The 23103-nt window shown below is 63.7% G+C and carries 19 protein-coding genes and 1 pseudogene; 13 read left to right on the top strand and 7 right to left on the bottom strand.

What is annotated here, in order from left to right; genetic code table 11:
• The first annotated feature begins 13 nt into the window (after positions 1-13).
• Entirely contained in the window at positions 14-1309 is a 1296-nt protein-coding gene (locus tag JQ573_RS07930) for a DUF892 family protein (protein WP_212310980.1), read from the top strand.
• Positions 1310-1316: 7 nt separating this feature from the next.
• On the opposite strand, the gene JQ573_RS07925 is transcribed toward JQ573_RS07930, so the two are convergent.
• Positions 1317-1556: a hypothetical protein gene (locus tag JQ573_RS07925; protein ID WP_212310981.1), complete on the bottom strand. Its 240-nt coding sequence runs from the start codon at positions 1554-1556 to the stop codon at positions 1317-1319.
• A gap of 254 nt (positions 1557-1810) precedes the next feature.
• Between JQ573_RS07925 and JQ573_RS07920 the strand changes: the two genes are divergently transcribed.
• From JQ573_RS07920 to JQ573_RS07895, 6 genes are all read left to right on the top strand, one after another.
• Positions 1811-1948, top strand: coding sequence for a hypothetical protein (locus tag JQ573_RS07920; RefSeq protein WP_173641877.1), 138 nt, complete (start codon positions 1811-1813; stop codon positions 1946-1948).
• A 259-nt stretch (positions 1949-2207) separates the two neighbouring features.
• Positions 2208-3503, top strand: coding sequence for an oxalate/formate MFS antiporter (gene oxlT / locus JQ573_RS07915; RefSeq protein WP_212310982.1), 1296 nt, complete (start codon positions 2208-2210; stop codon positions 3501-3503).
• 253 nt (positions 3504-3756) lie between these two features.
• The gene (gene oxlT / locus JQ573_RS07910; RefSeq protein WP_212310983.1) at positions 3757-5073 is read left to right on the top strand and encodes an oxalate/formate MFS antiporter; all 1317 of its coding nucleotides are present in this window, start codon (positions 3757-3759) and stop codon (positions 5071-5073) included.
• Between the two features lie 295 nt (positions 5074-5368).
• On the top strand, positions 5369-5803 hold the full coding sequence (locus tag JQ573_RS07905) for a CBS domain-containing protein (RefSeq protein ID WP_212310984.1): 435 nt from the start codon (positions 5369-5371) through the stop codon (positions 5801-5803).
• Between the two features lie 240 nt (positions 5804-6043).
• Positions 6044-7039: a nitronate monooxygenase family protein gene (locus tag JQ573_RS07900; protein ID WP_173641873.1), complete on the top strand. Its 996-nt coding sequence runs from the start codon at positions 6044-6046 to the stop codon at positions 7037-7039.
• A 160-nt stretch (positions 7040-7199) separates the two neighbouring features.
• Positions 7200-8168 carry a zinc-binding dehydrogenase gene (locus tag JQ573_RS07895; RefSeq protein ID WP_212310985.1) on the top strand — a complete coding sequence of 323 codons (969 nt, stop codon included), beginning with the start codon at positions 7200-7202 and terminating at the stop codon, positions 8166-8168.
• A gap of 164 nt (positions 8169-8332) precedes the next feature.
• Here the strand turns inward: JQ573_RS07895 and JQ573_RS07890 are convergent, their stop codons facing one another.
• Positions 8333-8827, bottom strand: coding sequence for a septal ring lytic transglycosylase RlpA family protein (locus JQ573_RS07890; RefSeq protein ID WP_212310986.1), 495 nt, complete (start codon positions 8825-8827; stop codon positions 8333-8335).
• 237 nt (positions 8828-9064) lie between these two features.
• On the opposite strand from JQ573_RS07890, the pseudogene JQ573_RS07885 reads away from it, so the two are divergent.
• Positions 9065-9230, top strand: a pseudogene (locus JQ573_RS07885) (quinone oxidoreductase); the annotation flags it as partial.
• 170 nt (positions 9231-9400) lie between these two features.
• Here JQ573_RS07885 and JQ573_RS07880 read toward each other — a convergent pair.
• Both JQ573_RS07880 and JQ573_RS07875 read right to left on the bottom strand, forming a co-directional pair.
• Positions 9401-10258 (bottom strand): DMT family transporter, encoded by an 858-nt coding sequence (locus tag JQ573_RS07880; protein WP_212310987.1) that lies wholly within the window; start codon positions 10256-10258, stop codon positions 9401-9403.
• A gap of 73 nt (positions 10259-10331) precedes the next feature.
• Positions 10332-10928 (bottom strand): TetR/AcrR family transcriptional regulator, encoded by a 597-nt coding sequence (locus JQ573_RS07875; protein ID WP_212311652.1) that lies wholly within the window; start codon positions 10926-10928, stop codon positions 10332-10334.
• Positions 10929-10945: 17 nt separating this feature from the next.
• Between JQ573_RS07875 and JQ573_RS07870 the strand changes: the two genes are divergently transcribed.
• The 3 genes from JQ573_RS07870 (at position 10946) to JQ573_RS07860 (ending at position 16111) form a co-directional block, all read left to right on the top strand.
• On the top strand, positions 10946-11269 hold the full coding sequence (locus JQ573_RS07870) for a hypothetical protein (RefSeq protein WP_212310988.1): 324 nt from the start codon (positions 10946-10948) through the stop codon (positions 11267-11269).
• Between the two features lie 939 nt (positions 11270-12208).
• Entirely contained in the window at positions 12209-13597 is a 1389-nt protein-coding gene (locus JQ573_RS07865) for a cation-efflux pump (protein WP_212310989.1), read from the top strand.
• Positions 13598-13789: 192 nt separating this feature from the next.
• Positions 13790-16111, top strand: coding sequence for a PAS domain-containing sensor histidine kinase (locus tag JQ573_RS07860; protein WP_212310990.1), 2322 nt, complete (start codon positions 13790-13792; stop codon positions 16109-16111).
• Between the two features lie 9 nt (positions 16112-16120).
• Here JQ573_RS07860 and mdoH read toward each other — a convergent pair whose 3' ends face one another.
• The 3 genes from mdoH to JQ573_RS07845 all read right to left on the bottom strand — a co-directional run bounded on the left by mdoH (position 16121) and on the right by JQ573_RS07845 (position 20798).
• On the bottom strand, positions 16121-18241 hold the full coding sequence (gene mdoH, locus JQ573_RS07855) for a glucans biosynthesis glucosyltransferase MdoH (protein WP_212310991.1): 2121 nt from the start codon (positions 18239-18241) through the stop codon (positions 16121-16123).
• A complete protein-coding gene (locus JQ573_RS07850; RefSeq protein WP_409334640.1) occupies positions 18229-19710 on the bottom strand; it encodes a glucan biosynthesis protein G in 1482 nt (493 codons plus the stop codon). Before JQ573_RS07850 ends, mdoH begins: the two co-directional genes overlap by 13 nt.
• A gap of 191 nt (positions 19711-19901) precedes the next feature.
• Positions 19902-20798, bottom strand: a complete 897-nt coding sequence (locus tag JQ573_RS07845) for a LysR family transcriptional regulator (RefSeq protein ID WP_212310993.1) — start codon at positions 20796-20798, stop codon at positions 19902-19904.
• 256 nt (positions 20799-21054) lie between these two features.
• On the opposite strand from JQ573_RS07845, the gene JQ573_RS07840 reads away from it, so the two are divergent.
• Positions 21055-21531 (top strand): formate dehydrogenase subunit gamma, encoded by a 477-nt coding sequence (locus JQ573_RS07840; RefSeq protein WP_212310994.1) that lies wholly within the window; start codon positions 21055-21057, stop codon positions 21529-21531.
• A complete protein-coding gene (locus JQ573_RS07835) occupies positions 21528-23096 on the top strand; it encodes an NADH-ubiquinone oxidoreductase-F iron-sulfur binding region domain-containing protein (RefSeq protein WP_212310995.1) in 1569 nt (522 codons plus the stop codon). Before JQ573_RS07840 ends, JQ573_RS07835 begins: the two co-directional genes overlap by 4 nt.
• Positions 23097-23103: the final 7 nt, after the last annotated feature.

Below are 23103 nucleotides of genomic sequence, written 5' to 3'. Positions count from 1 at the left end.
CAAAGGTCTTCCCATGTATCATCACGTCAAGAAGCTCATGTTCACGGTCCGGGTCGATGAACCCGATCCTCGGTTCGGCAACATGCTGCTGGAACAGTTCGGCGGCGCCAACGGCGAGCTGGCGGCCGCCATGCAATATTCCATTCAAGGCCTCAATTGCGAAGATCCAGATCGCAAGGACCTCCTGATGGACATTGGAACGGAGGAATTGAGCCACCTCGAAGTCGTGGGTTCCCTCGCACGCCTGCATCTGAAACCCTTGAAGTTCGACCGCGAAGCGGCGGAAGCCGATCCCTTGATCGCTATCGCCGGAGGCGGCGGCGTCAATCTGTTCAACTCGCAAGGCAATGCCTGGACAGCCGACTATCTCAAGATCACCGGCGAACTGGACGTTGATCTGCGCAGCAACATCGCAGCAGAGGCTCGTGCCAAAATTGTTTATGAACGGCTGATCAATTTCTGTGATGACGCCGGGACCAAGGACGCGTTGCAGTTTTTGATGACGCGGGAAATCACCCATATGAAGGCGTTCGCGCTCGCGCTTGAGAGCATGGGGAAGCCCAGTTTCAGTATCGGCCGTATCGCTCCTACCCCGGGTCTCGTCGACCAGTTCTTCAACGATTCGACCGGTTCCGGCGAGAACGGTGAAATCGACACGCGAGGTCCCTGGAACGAGGGTGAAGCTTGGGTTTTCATGGAATCGCCGGCGCTCCAGAGTGGCGAGTCCGGCACGGCACCTTCCATCGTGGCCGAGAGTTCCCCACCCGAAGCATTCGTTGGTTTCGACGATCTGTTGATCGATCAGCTGCGGGACCTCTTGCATGCCGAGAAACAACTGACAAAGGCATTGCCTGAGATGATCGAGGCGGCACGCTACGACCAGCTCCGCGAGCTCTTCACAATGCATCTGATCGAGACCGAAGCACAGGTCGACCGCCTCGACGAGTGCTTCGGGTTGCTCGGCAAGAAGCCGCGCGCCAAGCCCTGCAAGGGTATGCAGGGGCTCGTCGACGAGGGCGGCGAAGTGATCAAGGAGAGTGCCAAGAAGGACGATGCAGCTGCGGATCTTGCCTTGATCGGCGCGGCACAGCGCGTCGAGCATTACGAAATTGCCGGCTACACCACTGCTCGCAACCTGGCGCAGCAATTGCGTTACAGTGCCATTGTCGCGCTGCTTTCGAAGACGTTGGCGGAAGAGGAGAACGCCGATCAGCTGCTCAATCAGGTCGCGCGCTCGCTGATGTCGGTTGCGAAAATGCCTTCCGCTATCGAGCAGACCTTGTCCGAAGATGAGTTACCCGCGGGGTAACTCGTCCTCAGAGCATTGATATTGAAGCAAGGCGGCCCTGCGGCGCCGCCTTGCTTCGCTCGCCAACGCCATCTGGCTGACGCCGCGCCTCGATCGCCTGCCAATACGTCTTTGGCAGCATCACGCCGACCGCAGCGCTCGCCTTCCAGAACCGGGGAACCAGTTTCAGCGTGGCCGCAACGCGGCGCAGCTCGAAGGCGGACTCGACCTGCGGATGACGCCGCAGGCCGGCGTCGGCATCGCCCATGTCGGACGTCTGCCGAGCGGGCGCAAAACACTCGGTAAAAGCCAATTTTTGCTGGAAATTCCGAGCTCGCCAGTTCCGCGGGTACCGTGCCCTCGTCGCCCGATCTGGGATGCCAACCAGTCCATCCTATTGCACTGCACAATCCGAAATGCTGCTATGCAAACAAGTCCGTTGCCTCTGGTATCTGGTATACATAGTTTGACTGCAGATGATGAGCCGGCCCGTTGCTGGCCCTCCAGTCAAAGGGGACACCAATGTCCAAGACCACTGCACTCACGCTCGCGCCCTCCTCCACCCTGTTCGGCCGCCTGATGGCCTCGATCGACCGCCTGCTGATGAAGAGCGCGGAGATCTCCAACCGCAATGGCGACCTGCCGCACTTCGGCCTCTGAGGCCAGATGATTCCGCGCGCGCGGCACCGAGACCGTTTCGTCGCAAGTTGCGACCTGACATTGAACCTTCGACCAATGGCCCCGATTTTCGGGGCCATTTTTTTGCGCGCTGAATTACTCTCGCTGCGGTGACCGCCTTCAGTCCTCTGCGGCATAAGCGCACGCGACCTCTGCGATAGCTTGAACCTTGGCATATCAAATACCAAGATGACCGAGCCGCGCCACAAGCAGAATGACAAAGCGCGCACTGGGAGGATGAATGTCGGACATGGTTCAGGCAACTGCGGCCCCCGCGGCCGCGCGGGTCAGCGATACCTATCGCTGGACGCAACTTGCGATCGGCGTCGCCGCGATGGTGATGATCGCAAACTATCAATACGGGTGGACGTTCTTCGTCCCCGACATCCAGAAGAAATTCGGATGGGATCGCGCATCGATCCAGTGGGCCTTCACGCTCTTCGTGCTGTTCGAGACCTGGCTGGTGCCGGTCGAGGGCTGGTTCGTCGATAAATACGGCCCGCGCCTCGTCGTGCTGATCGGCGGCATTCTCTGCGCGATCGGGTGGTCGATCAACGCGCAGGCGACCTCGCTGAACGGCTACTATCTCGGCATGATCATCGCCGGCATCGGCGCCGGCGGCGTCTACGGCACCTGCGTCGGCAACGCGCTGAAATGGTTTCCCGACAAGCGCGGGCTTGCGGCGGGGATCACCGCAGCCGGCTTCGGCGCGGGCTCCGCACTCACGGTGGCGCCGATCCAGGCGATGATCAAGGACTCCGGCTTCCAGACCACCTTCCTGTATTTCGGTCTCGGCCAGGGCATCATCATCGTGCTGCTCGCCTTCTTCCTGCTCGCGCCGAAGGCCGGTCAGGTGCCGGCCGTCGTGGCGAATGCCAACATCATCCAGACCCGGCGCAACTATCAGCCGACCGAAGTGCTGCGACAGCCGACCTTCTGGCTGATGTACTTCATGTTCGTGATCGTCGGCGCCGGCGGCCTGATGGTGACGGCGAACCTGAAGCCGATCGCAGTCGACTGGAAGGTCGACAGCGTGCCGGTCACGCTGATGGCGGTGACGATGACGGCGGTGACCTTCGCGGCCACCATCGACCGCGTCCTCAACGGTCTGACGCGTCCGTTCTTTGGCTGGATCTCCGACATGATCGGCCGCGAGAACACGATGTTCATCGCCTTCGGCATGGAAGGCTTCGGCATCTGGATGCTCTACCTCTGGGGCCACGACCCGGTGTGGTTCGTGCTGCTCTCGGGCTTCGTGTTCTTCGCCTGGGGCGAGATCTATTCGCTGTTCCCCTCGACCTGCACCGACACGTTCGGCGCCAAGTTCGCGACGACGAATGCGGGCCTGCTCTACACCGCGAAAGGCACCGCCGCGCTGTTGGTGCCGATCGCCAACTACATGCAGCAGTCGTCGGGCCATTGGGACAACGTGTTCATCATCGCAGCCGGCGCCAACATCCTTGCCTCGCTGCTCGCGATCGCCGTGCTCAAGCCGTGGCGGAAAATCGTGGTCGCGAAATCGGCGGCGATGGCTTAAGCAACGTGCTAATCTTCTGCTGACGAAAGCGCCCGGCCGAACGCCGGGCGTTTTCATTTTTCGGCGTCCGCTATGGGCTCGAATCCGAGGCTGAAGCGGCGCGTCGTATGCCAGTTCTGCTGCAATGCAGCAGAAAGATAGGCTTGCTTTCTGGAATATAGTATACCAACCTCCGGCTAAGCGCTTGCGACGATACGCCACAAGAATTGCGACACTGGGTCACAACAAGACCAGGCGCGCTCGGGAGGATTTGATGGTTTCCAGCAATGCTGCCGTAACACAAGCACAACCTTCGTCCAGTGGCTTCCGCTGGCTGCAGCTCGTCATGGGCATCGTCTGCATGGCGATGATCGCGAACCTGCAATACGGCTGGACGCTGTTCGTCGATCCGATCGACGGCGCGCATCACTGGGGCCGCGCGGCGATCCAGTTCGCCTTCACGATCTTCGTGGTGACGGAGACCTGGCTGGTGCCGGTCGAGGCCTGGTTCGTCGACAAATACGGCCCGCGGATCGTCATCATGTTCGGCGGCGTCATGATCACGCTGTCCTGGGTGCTGAACTCCTACGCGGATTCGCTCACTTTGCTCTACGCCGCGGCTGTGATCGGCGGCATCGGCGCCGGCTCGGTGTACGGCACCTGCGTCGGCAATGCGCTGAAATGGTTTCCCGATCGCCGCGGCCTCGCCGCCGGCGCAACCGCCGCGGGCTTCGGCGCCGGCGCTGCGCTGACCGTGGTGCCGATCGCCAACATGATCGCCTCGAGCGGCTATCAGACCGCATTCTTCGATTTCGGCATCGGGCAAGGCCTGATCGTGTTCCTGCTCGCCTTCTTCATCCAGAAGCCTGCGGTCACGATCCCGCCGAAGAAGAAGCAGCTCAATCTGCCGCAGACCAAGATCGACTTCACGCCGCCGCAGGTGCTGCGCAGCCCGATCTTCTGGGTGATGTATCTGGTGTTCGTGATGGTCGCCTCCGGCGGCCTGATGGCGGCGGCGCAGATCGCGCCGATCGCGCACGACTACAAGATCGCCAACACGCCGGTCTCGCTCGCCGGCTTCCAGATGGCCGCGCTGACATTTGCGATCTCGCTCGACCGCATCTTCGACGGGTTCGGACGGCCGTTCTTCGGCTGGGTCTCCGACAATATCGGCCGCGAGCACACCATGTTCATCGCGTTCGGCACCGGCGCGCTGATGCTGCTGACGCTGTCCACCTGGGGCCATAACCCGCTGGTGTTCGTGCTTGCGACCGCGGTCTATTTCGGCGTGTTCGGCGAGATCTACTCATTGTTCCCCGCGACCTGCGGCGACACTTTCGGCTCGAAGTTCGCGACCACCAACAACGGCATGCTTTACACCGCGAAGGGCACCGCTGCGCTCTTGGTGCCGGCCGCCAGCATCGTTGCCGCCAGCTATGGCTGGCAGGCGGTGTTCGTGATCGCGGTCGCGCTCAATGCCACCGCGGCGCTGATGGCGCTGTTCGTGATCAAGCCGATGCGCCGCGCCTTCATCAACGGCAACGAGGCTGCCGCTGCAGCCGAGACCGCGACGAACGCCAAGACAGCCTGATATGTCGGCTTGATATGCCGGCCTGATTTGACGGCCCGAGTTCGGGACTTCCCGCGGAACTGATGGAGGCGCATTTCGGTGCGCCTCTTTCGTTTGGGGAGTACAGGGATGCCAGATACCAGATACGCCAAGCGCGGCAGATGGCCAGCCCGCTCACACCAGGTCACAATCGTCTGAAACGTCAGCAACTCTGCCTATTTCGGCGGTTTCCTGGTGATAGATTTCCGTAACGGCCGCGTTGACAATTGGCATTTTGTATACCAAAATCCTGTCAACGATAACCAAGGAGGTTGCCATGCAAGTCGGAGATATCCTGCGCAAGAAGACCCCTCGCGTTGCCACGGTTCGCATGAACGAGACGGTGGCGATCGCCGCGCAATTGATGCGCGCCAGCAATATCAGCGCGCTCGTGGTCAAGGATGTCGTTCGCACCGAGGGCAACACTGCCGTCGGCATGTTCACCGAGCGCGACGTGGTGCGCGCGATTGCCGAGCACGGCGCCGCCGGCGCCAGCATGAAGGTGTCGCAGCTGGTCTCGGTGCAACAGCTGGTGTCGTGCACCTCGAGCGACACGCTCGAGCACATCCGTCATCTCATGACCAAGCACCACATTCGCCACGTGCCCGTGATCGACGATTACAGCCTGATCGGCGTCGTCAGCATGCGCGACATCGCGGCCGCGTTCGACGAGGAAACTTCCGCCTCGAAGAAGGACGCGGTGCCGGCGTAACAAGCATCTCCGCTGTCATTGCTCTCGGCCAGGCGCTGCGTGCCGATCACCAGCGCCTGCCGCAATAACCTAAAACTCCGCCCTCGCCTGACCACCGCGCCCCGTCATTTCCGCATGGGCGCGCCGCAGGTCGCCGGTAGACATTTGCCGGACAGAACTGCATCCTTCCCTCGACATGCAAAAACAACACCGTGCGCGGCCGTCCGCGTCGCGGAAAATTCTGATGGAAACGAGGGCAGAATGATCAAGACACGCTTCACCGAAATGTTCGGCGTCGACCACCCGATCGTGCAGGGCGGCATGCAATGGGTCGGGCGCGCGGAGCTGGTCGCCGCCGTCGCCAATGCCGGCGCGCTCGGCATGATCACCGCGCTGACGCAGCCGACGCCGGACGATCTGCGCAAGGAAATCGCGCGCTGCCGCGAACTGACCGACAAGCCGTTCGGCGTGAACCTGACCATCCTGCCCGCGATCAAGCCGCCGCCTTACGCCGAATACCGCCAGGTCATCATCGAGAGCGGCATCAAGATCGTCGAGACCGCCGGCAACAAGCCGCAGGAACATGTCGACGAGTTCAAGAGGCACGGCATCAAGGTGCTGCACAAATGCACCAGCGTGCGCCACGCGCTGTCCGCCGAGCGGATGGGCGCCGACGCGATCTCGATCGACGGCTTTGAATGCGCCGGCCATCCCGGCGAGGACGACACCCCCGGCCTGATCCTGATTCCGGCCGCCGCCGACAAGGTGAAGATCCCGATGATCGCCTCCGGCGGCTTCGGCGATGCCCGCGGCCTCGTCGCAGCGCTGGCGCTCGGCGCCGAAGGCATCAACATGGGCACACGCTTCATGTGCACCAAGGAGAGCCCGATCCATCAGCTCGTGAAGGAACGCATCGTCGCCAATGACGAGCGCGAGACCGAGCTGATCTTCCGCACCATGCGCAACACCTCGCGCGTCGCCAAGAATGCGATCTCGACCAAGGTCGTGCAGATGGAGAAGGAAGGCGCCAAGTTCGAGGACGTCCGTGAGCTGGTCGCCGGCGCCCGCGGCAAGATGGTCTACGCCACCGGCGATGCCGACGAAGGCATCTGGTCGGCCGGCCAGGTGCAGGGCCTGATCCACGACATTCCGTCCTGCGCCGAACTGATCTCGCGCATCGTGAGCGAGGCGGAAGCGATCATCCGCGAACGCCTGGACCGCATGACATCGGTCGGCAAGCGCCAAGCCGCGGAGTAAGCATCGAGTCGTGATCCGTCACCCTGAAGAGCGCGAAGCGCGTCTCGAAGGGTCGACGGCCACAGGCCGGGCCGTTCATCCTTCGAGGCGCGCTGCGCGCTCCTCGGGATGACGGAACTCAGAGTCATCTCGAATTCGACGACACAACGAGAAGAAGCCCATGAAAGCCTATGTGTACGGAGCCAATGGCCCTGAAATCACCGACGTCGCCAAGCCCGTGCCGAAGGGCACGCAGGTGCTGGTCAAGGTTCACGCCTGCGGGCTGAATCGCGCCGATCTCGGCATGACCAAGGGCCACGCCCACGGCGCGGCCGGCGGCGTCGGCACCGTGCTCGGCATGGAATGGGCCGGCGAGGTTGCCGAGCTCGGCCCCGACGCCAGGGGTGTCAAGGTCGGCGACAGGATCATGGGCTCCGGCGGCGCGGCGTTCGCCGAGTACACGCTCGCCGATCACGGCAGGCTGTTTCGCGCGCCATCGAACATGAACTTCGACGAGGCCGCCACCCTGCCCGTCGCGCTCGCCACCATGCACAATGCCGTCGTCACCAATGGCGCGCTGCAGGCGGGCCAGACCGTGCTGATCCAGGGCGCGAGCTCCGGCGTCGGCCTGATGGCGATGCAGATCGCCAAGCTGAAGGGCGCGAAGCTCGTGGTCGGGTCCTCGACCGATGCGATGCGCCGCGGGCGCTTGAAGGAATTCGGCGCCGATCTCGCGGTCGATTCCAGGGATCCCGGCTGGGTCGATCAGGTGTTGCAGGCGACCGGCGGTGAAGGTGTCGATCTGATCGTCGATCAGATCTCAGGACCGGTGGCGAACCAGAATCTCAAGGCGACCAAGGTCAAGGGCCGCATCGTCAATGTCGGCCGGCTCGGCGGCACCCACGCCGATTTCAATTTCGACCTGCACGCGGCGCGGCGCATCCAGTATATCGGCGTCACCTTCCGTACCCGCTCGATCGAGGAAATCAGAGAGATCTTCGACGAGGTGCGCAAGGACATCTGGCCCGCGGTCGAGGCGCGCAAGCTGCAGCTGCCGATCGACCAGGTCTACAAATTCGCCGACATCGGCAAGGCATTCGAACACATGGAAGCCAACAAGCACCTCGGCAAGATCGTGGTGACGCTGTAGCGACGAGGTGCGTAGGGCGGATTAGCGAAGCGTAATCCGCCATCTTCTGTCGGGTGCACCGGCGGATTACGCCGGAGCCTGTCATCGGGCCGCGCTTCGCGCGGACGCGGTGGGCTGATCCGCGCCTGCTGCGTGCGATGCCCTGGCTCTTTCGCGTGCGGTGTTCAGCCGACCGGTCCGGGAATCCAATAATCCCCCGCAAGCGGGCTGACCTTTACGTCACCAATGACTCCGAGCTCCAGGCTTGGATCGAAATAGCGCATCGTCCGCTCATTGAGGTCAATGATGCGGCCAGGCCGTAGCGGCCCCACGTCATTTATCTTCACGATGACCTTCTTGCCTACAGCCTCGACGAGGGCATATTTCGGCCTCGCGCCAAATTGGACCCCACCAAACTTCCGACGCAAACTCGTTTTGATGGCAGCCGCCCAGACCGAGCGATCGTAGCGCTCGCCGGAGGCTGTGCTCGGACCGCCCTCCTCCTTGCCGGGCTTGAACGGATTGTACATGGATGCCGCGCCAACGATTGCATCCCCACACGCGGCGTTGACGACGGCGCTTGAATGAACCGCACCGATTTCACTTCGAGCAGCGGTGCCAGAAATGGCGAGCGCAACCAGGGCGCCGCAAATTGCGGCGCTCGAGCCGAACAGCATCATAACTCCTTGATTGATTTTTTTGATCGTCCGGTTCCCGATGCCGCAAAACATGGTCGAACGAACGCGGAGGCGTTAACGTGTGCCAATTCTTTGCGGATTCGCGCCAGTTCCGGCGACGGAACCATTATGAGAACCGTGGCGGTCCTCACACCGTGTCTTCAGTCTCGCGCCCGACTAAGACAGAGAATGCGTCAGCAAAATGACTGAATGGAGCGGTCTTCGACAGCGCATGAAGAGCATCTCGGCGTCACTTTCCGCACCCGCTCGATCGGGGAGATCCGCGAGATTTTTTGACGAGGCACGCAAGGACATCTGGGCCGCGGTCGAGGCGCGCAAGCTGCAACTGCCGATCGACCAGGTCTACAGATTCGCCGACGTCAGCAAGGCGTTCGAATACATGTAAGCCAGCAAGCACCTCGGCAAGATCGTGGTGACGCTGTAGCGCTGCACGCTGCTCCGCAGGATGGGGTGAGCGACTCGTGCGCCGTAGCTCGAAGAGCGAAGGCGCAAGCGAAACCCATCACCTCATCGCGCGGATCCAATTTGATTGACATCGCTGCCGCTCTACCCGTCCTACGACCCTAATCTCGGTCGTACCTGCGTGATGGCGACGCCGGAGATCGCGAGCAGCCCGCCGACAACCAGCTTCGGCGTCACGCTGTCGCCAAGGAACAACACGCTCGAGATCAGAGCGAACACCGGAAGCAGCAGGCCGAACGGGGCGACGCGGCCCATGGAGCAACGCCCGATCAGCCAGAACCAGAGGCCAAAGCCGACAATGCCTCCGATGAAGATGGTGTAGGCGAGCGCCAGCCAGCCGCGTTGATCCGCCGTGCCAAGGCTCGCCAGCTGTCCATATTCGAGCAGCAGCGACATCAACATCACCTGCGGCACGGTGAGCAGCGACGACCAGCCCATCAACATCAGGGGATCAAACGGGCCGTAGCGTTTCGTCAGGACGTTGGACACCGCGAACGCGAACGCCGCCCCGACCACAAGCAGCAGCGGAAGCGCGTTGGTCGACAGCCCCGGCCCCGCCGCCAACACCACCACGCCGGCGAATGCAAGCACCACGCCGGCTGACGTGACGAGAGACGGCCTCTCCGCGAGCAGCGGCCAGGCCAACAGGACGGTAAAAGGCGGCGCGAGTTGATATGCGACGGCCGATATGCTTCCCGAGCCGAGCCCAAGACCAACGTAGAACAGCCCGAAGTTCAGTCCGCCAAGGAAGATCGAAATAGCTGCGATAGGGCCGAACTGTTGACGCGTGGGTTTTTTGACGAACGGAACAAGCAGCAGTGCGATCGCCAGGAAGCGCAGTGCGAGGAAGAATAGCGGCGGAAACTCCGTGACGCCCACCTTGATGGCCACGAACTGAAGACCCCAGAGCAAGGGAACGGCTACTGCGCAGACGATCTGGATGGCCGACATGGCAACATTCCTTTCAAGACCGATCAGTCTAGATATGGACGCACCAATAGCGGAGGCGTCCATGGGTTATTGCTTATCTGAAGAAGCGATCGAGAAGCGCGTCGGCGGTGGCTTGCCATGCGATCCGTGTCTGTGCCGTTTTGGCGACCACTCGTAACCCCCAAACGAAACAGACGAGAATTCGGGCGGCACTCGCAGGCTCGACGCCATCGGCCAATCTGCCCGCCGCCTCCGCGCGAGACAGTGCGTCTGCCACCCTGGCTTCCATGGTTTTGAAAAAGCTTGCGACGCGACGACCAACCTCGGCATCCCGGCCGGCCAGTTCCATAGCCGTCGCCACCAGCAGGCATCCGCGCCGGCCGTTGGCGCCGCCGGCGCGCTCGATATAACCGGCAAGGTAGGCCCGCAGGCCGGCAACCGGCTCTCTGCCGGGGGCGAGTTCGACATCCATCCGAGTCAGCGCATCGGCAATGTAGCGATCGAGCGCCCGCAGGAACAACGAGTGCTTGTCGCCGAAGGCAGCATAAAGGCTGCCACGCGAGAGCTTCGTCGCACGAAGCAGGTCCGGAAGCGCCGTCGCATGATAGCCGCGCGACCAGAACACATCCATCGCGCGTCCGACAGCAGCTTCCATGTCGAAGCTTCGCGGGCGGCCGCGGGGCAACTGCATGGTGGTTTGGCGGCTCATTGTCGATATATAGACCAATTGGTCTACATATCGCAAGTGGTCATTTGGATCACGAACCGGCGAGTTGCGGCTGGGCTGGCTATGAGGACCCCGAGGCCAACTACGTCGAACTGCAAAGCGACAATTTCTCCGATTGGAAACTTTCGACCGCGTACATGCGGACGTCCCGCGCATTCTCCGAAAATCCGATCGGCGTATCCTTCGATCCGGCGCGCGTCTACCAGAGCTTCAAATCCGGCACCGATTTCAGCACGCTGCTGAAAGATATTCGCGCGGGCCATTATTTGCCCGAGCAAATTCCGAGCATCGGATTACCGGCGTAGTGGTCCGTAGTCAGCGACACGAAACCCATCACCTCACCACGCGGATACAATTGATGGGTTTCGCTGCGCTCTGCCCATCCTGCTGCGCCGGTCGTTGCGGCAACCGGTGTGTTGCCCATTCGACACGACGGGCAACTCAGCAAAACGCGTCAATCCCTCGCGTCAAAAATATTTCGCTTTATCAGAAGTTCAACTCAGCGTATGATCCGCCCGTCTCACCCGATCGAGGGGCGCTTCGCGATCGTCACGGGTGTTGCGGTGAGATGCGGTGGCCGCCGCGTGTGTGACTGACGAGCATGCATGAGGCGGACGGTGAAGTCGTGTGGTCCTGACGCCCCAGTGGCAGGTGTCTTCTCGCAAGACGCGATGCGCCTTGCGAGGACGGTGACAAGCAAGCCCGGTCTCGCCGGGGAGAGCACGAAATAAGCCGTAACGCCATCGCGCAGGGAATGCCGGAGTGTCTCCCGCTGAACCTGTATGCTCGTGTGCGTTTTTGTTTCCACTTTTGCACACGAGACCGCGGGTGCAGCGCGCACCCGGTATTCCCTGCGCCCTCTTCAAGTGAGAGGGCGGAACGAAATCCAAAGCTCGGACAAATCGTGTCGCGAGAATGCGAAGCTGCGTCCTCGCCCACACCGTCATCGCCCGGCTCGACCGGGCGATCCAGTACGCCGCGGCTTCTCGATTCAAGCACCGGGGTCTCTGGAATACTGGATCGCCCGGTCGATCCGGGCGATGACACCGAGATAAAGTATGCAATGACGGTGCGTCGTATCGCGCGAGAACCATCCACACCGTCGTCCTGGCCTAGTGCGCAATTGCGCACCAGGCCAGGACGACGGTGTGAATTTTCGCGCAAAGATGCAATTGCAAGTGAGTGGCGATTGCGCGTGACGACTGACACTTGATGTTCACGGACTCCCTGCTAAACCCCCGCCCATGAGCTCTTCCAGCACCAGCACACCCAACACCAAGACATCAGTCGCCGCGATCTCGATCCTTGCCAGCGGCAGCATGGCCGTGGCGAAATTCGTCGTCGGCATCGCCATCGGATCGCTGGCGCTGATCTCCGAGGCGCTGCACTCTTCGATCGACCTCGTCGCCACCATCATTACCTGGGCGGTGGTGCGGGTGTCGGACCAGCCGGCCGACGCCGAGCATCATTACGGCCACGGCAAGTTCGAAAGCGTCTCGGCGCTCTTCGTCATCGCCCTGCTCTATGTGCTGGCCGGCGGCATCCTGGTGCAGGCCTACAGCCATTTGCGCGAAGGCGCGCCGCCGCCCTCGATATCAGCCGTTCCCTTCGTCGTCCTGGTCCTCGATATCGGCGTCAATCTGTGGCGCGCCCGCGCGCTGCACCGCGCCGCGCGCGACACCAAGAGCCAGGCGCTGGCCGCCGACGCACTCCATTTCGCCTCCGACGTGATGGGATCCGCGGCCGTCATTGTCGGCCTGGTGCTGGCGGGCTTCGGCTTCTGGTGGGGCGATGCCGCGGCCGCCATCGCGGTTGCCGTGATGATCGCCCTGCTCGGCCTGCGCATGGCGCGCGAGACGGTCGAGACCCTGCTCGACCGCGCGCCCGAAGGCGCGCTGGAAAAGGCCACCGCGGCCATCAAGGCCGTGCCGGGCGTGGTCGACGTCGAGCGGCTACGGGTCCGCATGGTCGGCGCCACGCATTTCATCGACGCCATTGCCGCCGTGCCGCGCACCTATCCGATCGACCGCGTCGAGGACATCAAGCGCAGGGCACAGCAGGCGATGACCAAGACGTTCGGCGACGCCGATCTCACCTTCACCGCGGTGCCGGTGGCGCGCGACAATGAGAGCGTGCGCGAGCGCATCATGGTGATCGCGCGCAACTCCGGCCTCGCCATCCACCACGTCACCGTGCACGACATCGGCGGCAAGCTGATCGTCGGCATCGACCTCGAGGTCGATAGCAACATGGCGCTGGACGCCGCACACGACATCGCCCACGAGCTCGAGCGCGCGATCCGCGAGGATTTTGGCGAGGACGTCGAGGTCGACACCCATATCGAGCCGCTCGAGCCGGAACTGCCGTGGGGAACCGACGCCGCGCCCGACCGCGTTGAAGCGATCAAGACCGCGCTGACCGGATTCGCCGATGGCGGCGCGATCCATGACATCCATAATGTGCGGGTCCGCAACACCGACGCCGGCGAGGTCGTCAACTTCCATTGCCGCGCTGAGCCCTCGATGAGTGTGATCAAGGTGCACGAAAGCGTCGACGAGATCGAACGCAAGCTGCGCCGCGCGTTCCCCACCGTGAAGCGTGTGATCAGTCACGCAGAACCGACGCGCGCGTAATTCTACGGAGCCGTTCCTGTTTCGGACTCACTTTGCGCGCACTGATTCTGTCTTGGACAAGAATTTTTTCGCATTAACGAATCGTTGACTCTCGACAGCCCGCGAAATCTGGATTCAAATCATCATGATTCGGATGCGACGAGGGGAGCATCCGATCCGGGTAAAAAATCAGCTTAGATGGGGGTCTAAGGCATGGCGCGCGCGCATGCAGCGAACGCTTGTGTCCAATCCGATTCGATCAAGGGATTGGCACAGTCGATCGCGAAACCGGCCTATCACAGGCTCTTGACGGCCGAGCCTGCACTGCGCCGCGCTGTCCCTACGCTGATCATCGCCTTCCTCATCACCATCTGCCTCGGCGCCTTCGTCCAGGTGATCGACCAGAACCGGCAGAAGCGCGGCGCGATGAAGCGCGACCTGGCCGCGCTCTCCGACATCCTCGCCGAGCGTCTCGACCGCCTGACCTCGGTGCGGCGCGACCGGCTCGCCAATATCGAGCAGATGCAGGAGCTGCTGCCGGACCTCATTCCGTCCTGGGGCATCGCCAACGGCCGCCATGTCATCATCACCAGCGCCGATCACCGCGTGCTGGCCCGCGTTCCGATCGACGGCGCCGGCGAGAACGACCGCGTCCTCGACATCGTCTCCACCGCGCAGCTCCTGGTCGCACCGGGCCAGCAGGGTGCGGTCAGCGACATGACATTGCCGGGCGGCACCGGCGCGCTGGCGATCTCGCAGCTCGTCAAGTCGCTGCCCGGCCAGGTCGTCGTCATCCAGGAGATGAACGAGCCGATCTGGGGATCGGACGCCGCACTCTCGGTGACGCTGTCGGCGACCACGAGCTTCGTGGTGCTGATCCTCGGCTTCGCCTTCCACTGGCAATCGACCCGCGCCCGCGAGGGTGACCTGATCAACGACGCCGTGCGCGGCCGGATCGACACCGCGCTCAATCGCGGCCGCTGCGGATTGTGGGACTGGGACCTGTCGCGCGGCCGGATCTTCTGGTCGCAGTCGATGTTCACCCTGCTCGGCCTCGATACCCGCAACGACCTGCTCACCTTCGGCGAGGTCAACGCGCTGGTGAACTCCGACGACATCAACCTGTTCGACATCGCCGAGCAGCTGATCTCGGGCAAGATCGATCACATCGACCAGAGCTTCCGCATGCGCCATGTCGGCGGCCACTGGATCTGGCTGCGCGTCCGCTGCGAGCTCAGCCACGCCGCGGCCGACAGCGGCCTGCATTTGATCGGCATCGCGGTCGACATCACCGAACAGAAGAGCCTCGCCGAGAAGTCGGTGGAAGCCGACCTCCGGCTGCGCGACGCCATCGAGACCATTCCCGAGGCCTTCGTACTCTGGGACGCCGAGGACCGCCTCGTGCTCTGCAACTCGCACTTCCAGCGGCTGCACAAGCTGCCCGATTCCGCCGTCAGCCCCGGCACCTCCTATGAGACCGTGATCGAGGTCGGCAGCATGCCCGAGGTGCGCACCCGCCTGCACGAGAGCGGTGTGCCGGCGCCGGGCGCGCGCACCTTCGAGGCGCAGCTCGACGACGGCAGCTGGCTGCATATCAGCGAGCGCCGCACCAAGGACGGCGGCTACGTCTCGGTCGGCACCGACATCACCCGCATCAAGGCGCACGAGCAGAAGCTGGTCGACAACGATCTCCGCCTGCGCGCCACCGTGATCGACCTGCAGCGCTCGCAATCCGAGCTGGAGCGCCAGGCCGTCGAGCTCGCCGATCTCGCCGAGAAATATTCGCAGGAAAAGACCCGCGCCGAGGACGCCAACGCCGCGAAGTCGAAGTTCCTCGCCAATATGAGCCATGAGCTGCGCACGCCGCTCAACGCCATCATCGGCTTCTCCGAGATCATGGGCTCCGGCCTGTTCGGGACACTCGGCTCGGACAAGTACGCGGAGTATTGCCACGACATCCTGACCTCGGGGAAATACCTGCTCGAGGTCATCAACGACATTCTCGACATGTCGAAGATCGAGGCCGGCCGGATGAAGTTCGACATGGAGCCGCTCGACCTCTCCGGCATCCTCGCCGAGTCGCTGCGGGTGGTCTCCGGCCGCGCCGAGCACAAGGGCCTGTCGCTGGAATCGGATATCGAAAGCACGATCTCGGTCGTCGCCGACCGCCGCGCGGTCAAGCAGATCATCGTCAACCTGCTCTCCAACGCCGTGAAGTTCACGCCGGATCACGGCCGCGTGCTGGTGCGCGGCCAGATGCTGGATGGCTCGATCGTGCTGCTGATCGCCGACAGCGGCATCGGCATCGCACCGGAATCGCTGCGGCGGCTCGGCAAGCCGTTCGAGCAGGTCGAGAGCCAGCTCACCAAGAGCTACCAGGGCTCGGGCCTCGGACTTGCGATCGCGCGCTCGCTCACCAACCTGCACGGCGGCTCGATGAAGCTGCGCTCCAAGCTCGGCATCGGCACCGTCGTCCGCATCACGCTGCCCCGCGATCCGCGCTCGCTGCAGACCAGGTTACCGGAAGCGGCCTGAGCCCCCACACTACTTCGCAAGCACCCCTTCCAGCAGGACGGAATCGCCGAGGACGGCGAGCGTCTCGCGCGGCGTGAGATGCTCGACCGCCTCGTTGAAGCTCCCGCTCGCCTCGATCCGCGCGCGCGCCATCGCGAGGTCAGGATCGATCTCGTCCGGACCGCGGCGCCTCGCCGGCGGTAGCGACGAGAGATGACGATGCAGCAGGTCGGAATCCTGCCGGAGCATTGCGAGCGCGGGGGCCGAGGCCTGGGCGGGCGACGACGCCAGTTCGTTGGCACGGACCAGCACGCCCGGCGGCCCGACCTCCTCCGGCGTCATGAACAGCGCGCGCATCGCGGGCTTGGCGGTCCAGGCGCCGATCGGGATCGCAAACAAGAGACCGACGATCACCGGCGACATCCACAGCAGGAGCGGCAATGACACCGCATAGGCGCTCGCCGCCATCGCGACGCCGCACGCGGTCGGGATGCCGTATTTCCGATAGAGCTCCCGGCGCTCGACCTCGCCGTCGTCGCGCCGCTGCGTCTGCCAGCCGGCATCCCGGCCGAGCAGGATCTCGATGACGGCGATCGACTGGAACACCATCATGACGGGCGCGATCATTGCCGAGATCAGCACCTCGGCGATCACACCTGCCAGCGCCCGGAAGCCGCCGCCGAATTGCCGGCGCGTGTCCGACCGCGTCAGCAACAGGATGAAGCCGAGCAGCTTCGGCACGATCAGAAGCGCCATCGTGAGGCCAAACACCCATGCGGCGAGCACGGGATCCTGCGCCGGCCAGTTCGGGAACAGCGAGAAGCCCTTCGGGAAATATTCGGGGCGAATGAAGCGCGCCTGCAACGAGATCAGGATGCCGAGCAGCAGGAACGCAAGCCAAAGCGGCGCGGTGATGTAGGAGCCGATCCCGGTCATGAAATGCAGCCGCGAGATCCAGTGCAGGCGGCGCGTCGTCAGCACCGCGAGATGCTGCAGATTGCCCTGGCACCAGCGCCGGTCGCGCGCGGCAAAATCCAACAGCGATGGCGGCACCTCCTCGAAGCTGCCGCCGAGCATCGGCGCCATGTAGATGCCCCAGCCTGCGCGCCGCATCAGTGCCGCCTCGACGAAATCGTGGCTCAGGATATGCCCGCCGAACGGCTTGCGCCCGGAGAGTTCGGGCAGGCCCGCCTGCTCCGCAAAGGCCCGAATCCTGATGATGGCATTGTGCCCCCAGTAATTGCCCTCGGAGCCGTGCCACCATGCGACGCCGGCGGCGACCATCGGCCCGTAGAGCCGGCCGGCGAACTGCTGCAGGCGGCTGAACAGGCTGCGCGCATTGACGATGATGGGCAGCGTCTGCAGCAACGCCGCCTGCGGATTGGTCTCCATGGCGTGGACCATCCGCACCATGGTGTCGCCCGACATCAAGCTGTCGGCGTCGAGCACGATGATGAACTGGTAGGCGCCGCCGAACCGGGTGATCCACTCGCCGACATTGCCGGACTTCCGCGCGGTGTTGTCGGCGCGATGCCGGTAATAGAGCCGCCCACCACCGCAGGCATCGCTGAGCGAAAGGAAAGCCTGTTCCTCCGCGATCCAGATGTCGGGATCGCGCGTGTCGCTCAGCACGAACCAGTCGAAGCTGTCCGCTTGTCCAGTCACTTCGATGGACTCGTAGATGGCCTGCAGGCGCGCCATCAATTGATACGGATTCTCGTTGTAGGTCGGGAGCAGCACTGCGGTCCGGCTCGCAAGCTGTGGCAACGGACCATCGTCGCGGATCGGCAGGGCATTCCCATTGCGCCGAAGCAGCACGAAGAAGCCGGCCAGCGCCGAGGCGAACGAGAACGCGATCCAGGCGAGCAGCGCGACGAACAGCGCCAGCACCATGCCCTCCATGATCGTCACGCCGCCGACCTGGACCACCATGTACATCTCGTAGGCGCCAGCGCCGGTCAGTGCGACGGTCAGCATCAGGACGAAAGCGCGGCGCATGAACATGCCCGCACCGACCGACACCGGCTTGCTCACCGCGCGCGGCGGCCGGCCGAGGTCGGCCGCCGCCATCGCAAGCGGGCTCTCTCGTGGCAGGAAGCCTTCGGCTGCTGCCGCGACGTCGGGACGAGGCGACGTGACTATGGCGCCCATCGATAGACCCAGACCTCCGAAAGCGGCTTGTCATCCTGCGCCAGATGGGCGCGCAGCTCGATCGGATCCTTCTTGACGGCGCACTGGAAGCTGAGCCGCCATCCGCCGGTGTTCGGGTTCGGCTGCGTAACGATGTTCGTGATCTCGGCCTTCTCGGCCGATACGACGCCCTTGATGCTCTTGGGATCGACACCCTTCAGATTGTCGCCGAACAGATCGAGCACGAACAGCTTGCTGTTCTCACCATGCGCGCCGATGCCAGTGCGCGTGAAGCGCGCCAGCGAATGCGGCTTCGGCGCGTCAGATCCCCAATGCAGGCGATAGGTGAGATTGGTCTCGCTCTTGGCCTTGAGCGGCGCCTTCGGCCGCCAGAACGCGGCAATGTTGTCGTGGATCTCCTCCTTGGTCGGAATCTCGAACAGGATGACCGCGCCCTCGCCCCAATCGCCGATCGGCTCGACCCACAGGCTCGGGCGCTTCTCGAAGCTCGACTCGATGTCCTGATAGGCGAAGAAATTCTTCTCCCGCTGCATCAGCCCGAAGCCGTGTGGATTGATGTCCTGGAACGTGCTGATCTGGAGGTCGCGCGGATTGCTCAGCGGACGCCACAGGCTCTCGCCCCTGCCGTTGTAGATCGCGAGCCCGTCGGAATCGTGCACCGACGGTCTGAAGTCATCGACCTCGTTGCGATCGTTCGGCCCGAAGAAGAACATGCTGGTCATCGGCGCAACGCCGGCGTGCTCGAGATCGGCGCGCGGATAGAGCGATGCCTCGACATCGAACACCGTGGTCTTCCCCGGCCTGATCGTGAAGCGATAGCTCGCCGCGCAGCTCTTGCTGTCGAGCAACGCGTGAATCACGAGGGATGTCGCGTTGGGCACCGGGCGCTCGAGCCAGAACGCCTTGAAGAACGGAAACTCCTCGCCCTTCGCCTCGCCGGTATCGATCGACAGGCCACGCGCCGACAGGCCATAGGTCTCATCCTTGGCGACGGCGCGGAAATAGCTCGCTCCGAGGAAGACGCAGACCTCGTCGTAATAGTCAGGCTTGTTGATCGGCGCGTGGATCCGAAATCCGGCGAAGCCGAGATCGGTCTCGGTGAAGGCAGGCACGGTCTCACCGAACGAGAACATGTCCTTGCTGTAGCTGACTTCGCTGACCTTGCCGTCCGCGACCTCGAAGATCTTGACCTTGTTCTTGTAGAAGAAGCCGCGGTGGAAGAACTGCGCCTCGAACGGCAGCCTCGCGCCGCGCCACAGCGCGCGCTCCGGCACGAAGCGGATCGAGCGGTACTGATCGTAGTTCAGGTCCGTCAGGCCATTCGGCAACTTCTCGTCCGGCGCCTCGAACGACTTGCCGGCGAGATTGCGGGCGAGCTCCCTCACCATCGACGGGTTGAAGGGTGCATCAGCCGTGTTGCCCGCCGCAGCGGCCTCCCGCTGCGGCAAAAGCATGAGTGCCGGCAACATGGCCGATCCGTGGAGTAACTGGCGACGATTCAAAGCAGCTCCTGCTCGCTGACCGGGACGTCGCAATGAAACCGCTCAGCCGTCGCTGAGTTCCAAGGTTGCCATGCGCGCAGGACAATTGCTTCGCCCCGGGGCTAGGCCAGCGGTCGTCGGAATGGGAACCGTCTTGGAAGCGCCTCGATTGCCCGGCGCTACGCGCTCTCCAGCTTCGGCGCGACCTCGCGCGCGACCTGCACCAGGGCTGCGATCAGCGGCGTCATTGGATCACGCTGCGGGATCACGAGGCCGATGCTGTAGTCGACAACCGGATCGACGATCGGAATGCTGCGCACGGCATCGGCAAGGCCGAGCGTCTCGGCGAGCTTGGCCGGCATCACGCTGGCCCAGCGTCCGGTCTTCACATGGGTGTAGAGCACGAGCAGGGAATTCGACGTCAGCGACGGTGTCGCCTCCGCACCGACCGAAGTCAGCGCGCGATCGATGATGCGGCGGTTCTGCATGTCGGGCGTCAGCAGGCACAGCGGCACGGTACCGACTTCCTTCCACGTCACCTGCTTGCGGTCGCCGAACATCGCATCCGGCGCTGTCAGCAGACGATAGCTCTCGTTGTAGAGCGGGATGGTGCGGACCTTGCCGATCGGCTCGTTCTCGATGTAGGTCAGCCCGGCATCGACCTCGAGATTTTCGAGCAGGCCGAGCACGTCGGCGGACGTGCACGACTGGATGCGAAACCGCACGTCGGGATGGCGCGCCCGGTACGGCGTGGTGAGCGAGGCCACCATGCCGAGCGCGGTCGGGATCGCCGCGATCCGGATCTCGCCCGACAGCTTGTCCTTGAGGCTGTTGATCTCCTGCTTCATCGCCCGCGCATCGCCGACGATGCGCCGCGCCCAGTCCAGCGTCCGTTCGCCCTCCGGCGTGAAACCCTGGAAGCGCGATCCGCGCTGCACCAGCATGACGCCGAGGATTTCCTCGAGCTGCTTGAGACTGGTCGACATGGTCGGCTGGGTGACCCCGCAGGCCTCCGCAGCCCGGCCGAAATGCCGTTCCTTGGCCAGCGCCAGCAGAAGTTCCAGCTTGTCGATCAAGGTTCAAACCCCTTCGGAAAACGGCGCCCCAGATGGCAGCCCGACGTGTCCATAGGTAGCACGATCGGGGTGCGATCCCGAAATCCAAAGCGTCCCGGAAGTCCGTGATTCGAGAACATTATTGCGATCCCGGATCGACCCATTCGGCAACGCTATTAATCGCGTTTCGCAATCGCCGCATGAGACAGCTTTATTGATGTTTCGAAGGATTCCAATTCTCATGTGCAAAGCAAAAAACTGATCGTGAGAAGCGCTGATGACGGTGGGATACGAACCTTGGGACAAGGCGCGCGGCGCGGAGATCATCGCCGAGCATGCCGGGCTTGAAGGCGCCACGCTGGTGATCCTGCACGCGCTGCAGGAAGCCTTCGGCTACGTGCCGGAGCCCGCGATCCCGATGGTGGCGGAGGCGCTCAATCTGTCCCGCGCCGAGGTGCACGGCGTGTTCACCTTCTACCACGACTTCCGGAAGCGACCTGCCGGACGCCACGTCCTCAAGCTCTGCCGCGCCGAGGCCTGCCAGGCCGCCGGCGGCGATCGGCTTGCGGCGCGCGCGGAGGCAAAGCTCGGCGTATCCTTAGGCAATACCACGGCGGATGAGCGGGTGACGCTGGAGCCGATCTACTGCCTCGGGCTCTGCGCCACCGCACCCTCGGCGATGCTGGATGGCCGGCTGGTCGGCCGCCTCGATGAAGCGCGCATCGACGCGCTGGTCGCGGAGGCACAGCGATGACGATGCGAATTTACGTCCCCCGCGATGCCGCCGCGGTCGCGGTCGGCGCCGACGAGGTCGCCCTCGCCTTCGCGCAAGCCGCAGCAGCGCGTGGCGCAGCAATCGAGATCGTCAGGAACGGCTCGCGCGGGCTGTGCTGGCTGGAGCCGATGGTTGAGCTCTCGACCGCCGAGGGCCGCGTCGCGTTCGGCCCGGTGACCCCGGCCGACGTGCCGTCGCTGCTCGATGCGATGGCCGGCAACGGCCAGCATGCCCTGCGGCTTGGTGTCACGGATGAGATCCCCTGGCTGAAGCGCCAGACGAGACTGACCTTCGTCCGCTGCGGCGTGGTCGATCCGCGCTCGGTCGACGACTACCGCACCCATGGCGGCTACAGAGGCCTGGAGCGGGCGCTGACGCTAAGCTCCGACCAGATCCTCGCCGATGTCATGACCTCGGGCCTGCGCGGCCGCGGCGGCGCCGGCTTCCCGACCGGCATCAAGTGGAAGACGGTGGCGCAGGCCAGCGCCGACCGCAAATACATTGTCTGCAATGCCGACGAAGGCGACAGCGGCACCTTCGCCGACCGCATGATCATGGAAGGCGACCCTTTCGTCGTGATCGAGGGCATGACGATCGCGGGTACCACGGTAGGCGCCACCAAGGGCTACATCTACATCCGCTCGGAATATCCGCACGCGGTCGAGGCGATGAACGCGGCGATCGCGGCCGCCCGGCGCGCCGGCTTCCTCGGCAAGCGCATCGGCGGCTCGACGCATGAGTTCGATCTCGAAGTACGGGTCGGCGCCGGCGCCTATGTCTGCGGCGAAGAGACCTCGCTGCTGGAGAGCCTCGAGGGCCGCCGCGGCATCGTGCGGGCCAAGCCGCCGCTGCCCGCGCATAAGGGCCTGTTCGGCCGTCCTAGCGTGATCAACAACGTGCTGTCGTTCGCGGCGATCCCCTTCATCCTCGACAACGGCGCCAAGGCCTACGCCGATTTCGGCATGGGCCGCTCGCGCGGCACGATGCCTATCCAGCTCGCCGGCAACATCAGATATGGCGGGCTGTTCGAGACCGCGTTCGGCGTCACGCTCGGCGAGCTCGTCGACGAGATCGGCGGCGGCACCTTCACCGGACGCGAGGTGCGCGCGGTGCAGGTCGGCGGCCCGCTCGGCGCTTATTTCCCCCGCGCGCTGTTCGATACGCCGTTCGACTATGAGGCATTCGCCGCGCGCGACGGCCTGATCGGCCATGGCGGCATCGTGGTGTTCGACGACACCGTCGACATGGTCAAGCAGGCGCGCTTCGCGATGGAGTTCTGCGCGATCGAATCCTGCGGCAAGTGCACACCGTGCCGGATCGGCTCGACCCGCGGCGTCGAGACCATCAACAAGATCATCAACGGCGAGCGCGTGGCGGAAAACCTCGCCGTGATCGAAGACCTCTGCAACACCATGAAATTCGGATCGCTGTGCGCACTCGGCGGCTTCACGCCCTACCCCGTGATGAGCGCACTGAAACACTTCCGGGAAGATTTTGGCGGAGATTTAGGTCCCGCACCGGCCCGGCTGCAGGCCGCGGAATAGCAAGGAG

Origin of the sequence: Bradyrhizobium sp. AUGA SZCCT0105, from assembly GCF_018129565.1 — a bacterium.
In the GTDB taxonomy this organism is placed as follows: domain Bacteria; phylum Pseudomonadota; class Alphaproteobacteria; order Rhizobiales; family Xanthobacteraceae; genus Bradyrhizobium.
Note: the sequence above shows the minus strand (reverse complement) of the source record. Positions and strands in the feature narration are given on the sequence as shown.

Excerpts from the sequence above, each read along its gene's own strand:
- JQ573_RS07900 (WP_173641873.1), top strand. The coding sequence starts at position 6,044 with ATGATCAAGACACGCTTCACCGAAATGTTCGGCGTCGACCACCCGATC.
- JQ573_RS07895 (WP_212310985.1), top strand. The coding sequence starts at position 7,200 with ATGAAAGCCTATGTGTACGGAGCCAATGGCCCTGAAATCACCGACGTC.
- oxlT (WP_212310983.1), top strand. The coding sequence starts at position 3,757 with ATGGTTTCCAGCAATGCTGCCGTAACACAAGCACAACCTTCGTCCAGT.
- JQ573_RS07840 (WP_212310994.1), top strand. The coding sequence starts at position 21,055 with ATGACGGTGGGATACGAACCTTGGGACAAGGCGCGCGGCGCGGAGATC.
- oxlT (WP_212310982.1), top strand. The coding sequence starts at position 2,208 with ATGTCGGACATGGTTCAGGCAACTGCGGCCCCCGCGGCCGCGCGGGTC.
- JQ573_RS07860 (WP_212310990.1), top strand. The coding sequence starts at position 13,790 with ATGGCGCGCGCGCATGCAGCGAACGCTTGTGTCCAATCCGATTCGATC.
- JQ573_RS07920 (WP_173641877.1), top strand. The coding sequence starts at position 1,811 with ATGTCCAAGACCACTGCACTCACGCTCGCGCCCTCCTCCACCCTGTTC.
- JQ573_RS07930 (WP_212310980.1), top strand. The coding sequence starts at position 14 with ATGTATCATCACGTCAAGAAGCTCATGTTCACGGTCCGGGTCGATGAA.
- JQ573_RS07865 (WP_212310989.1), top strand. The coding sequence starts at position 12,209 with ATGAGCTCTTCCAGCACCAGCACACCCAACACCAAGACATCAGTCGCC.
- JQ573_RS07890 (WP_212310986.1), bottom strand. The coding sequence starts at position 8,827 with ATGATGCTGTTCGGCTCGAGCGCCGCAATTTGCGGCGCCCTGGTTGCG.
- JQ573_RS07850 (WP_409334640.1), bottom strand. The coding sequence starts at position 19,710 with ATGTTGCCGGCACTCATGCTTTTGCCGCAGCGGGAGGCCGCTGCGGCG.
- JQ573_RS07880 (WP_212310987.1), bottom strand. The coding sequence starts at position 10,258 with ATGTCGGCCATCCAGATCGTCTGCGCAGTAGCCGTTCCCTTGCTCTGG.
- JQ573_RS07905 (WP_212310984.1), top strand. The coding sequence starts at position 5,369 with ATGCAAGTCGGAGATATCCTGCGCAAGAAGACCCCTCGCGTTGCCACG.
- mdoH (WP_212310991.1), bottom strand. The coding sequence starts at position 18,241 with ATGGGCGCCATAGTCACGTCGCCTCGTCCCGACGTCGCGGCAGCAGCC.
- JQ573_RS07925 (WP_212310981.1), bottom strand. The coding sequence starts at position 1,556 with ATGGGCGATGCCGACGCCGGCCTGCGGCGTCATCCGCAGGTCGAGTCC.
- JQ573_RS07835 (WP_212310995.1), top strand. The coding sequence starts at position 21,528 with ATGACGATGCGAATTTACGTCCCCCGCGATGCCGCCGCGGTCGCGGTC.
- JQ573_RS07875 (WP_212311652.1), bottom strand. The coding sequence starts at position 10,928 with ATGCAGTTGCCCCGCGGCCGCCCGCGAAGCTTCGACATGGAAGCTGCT.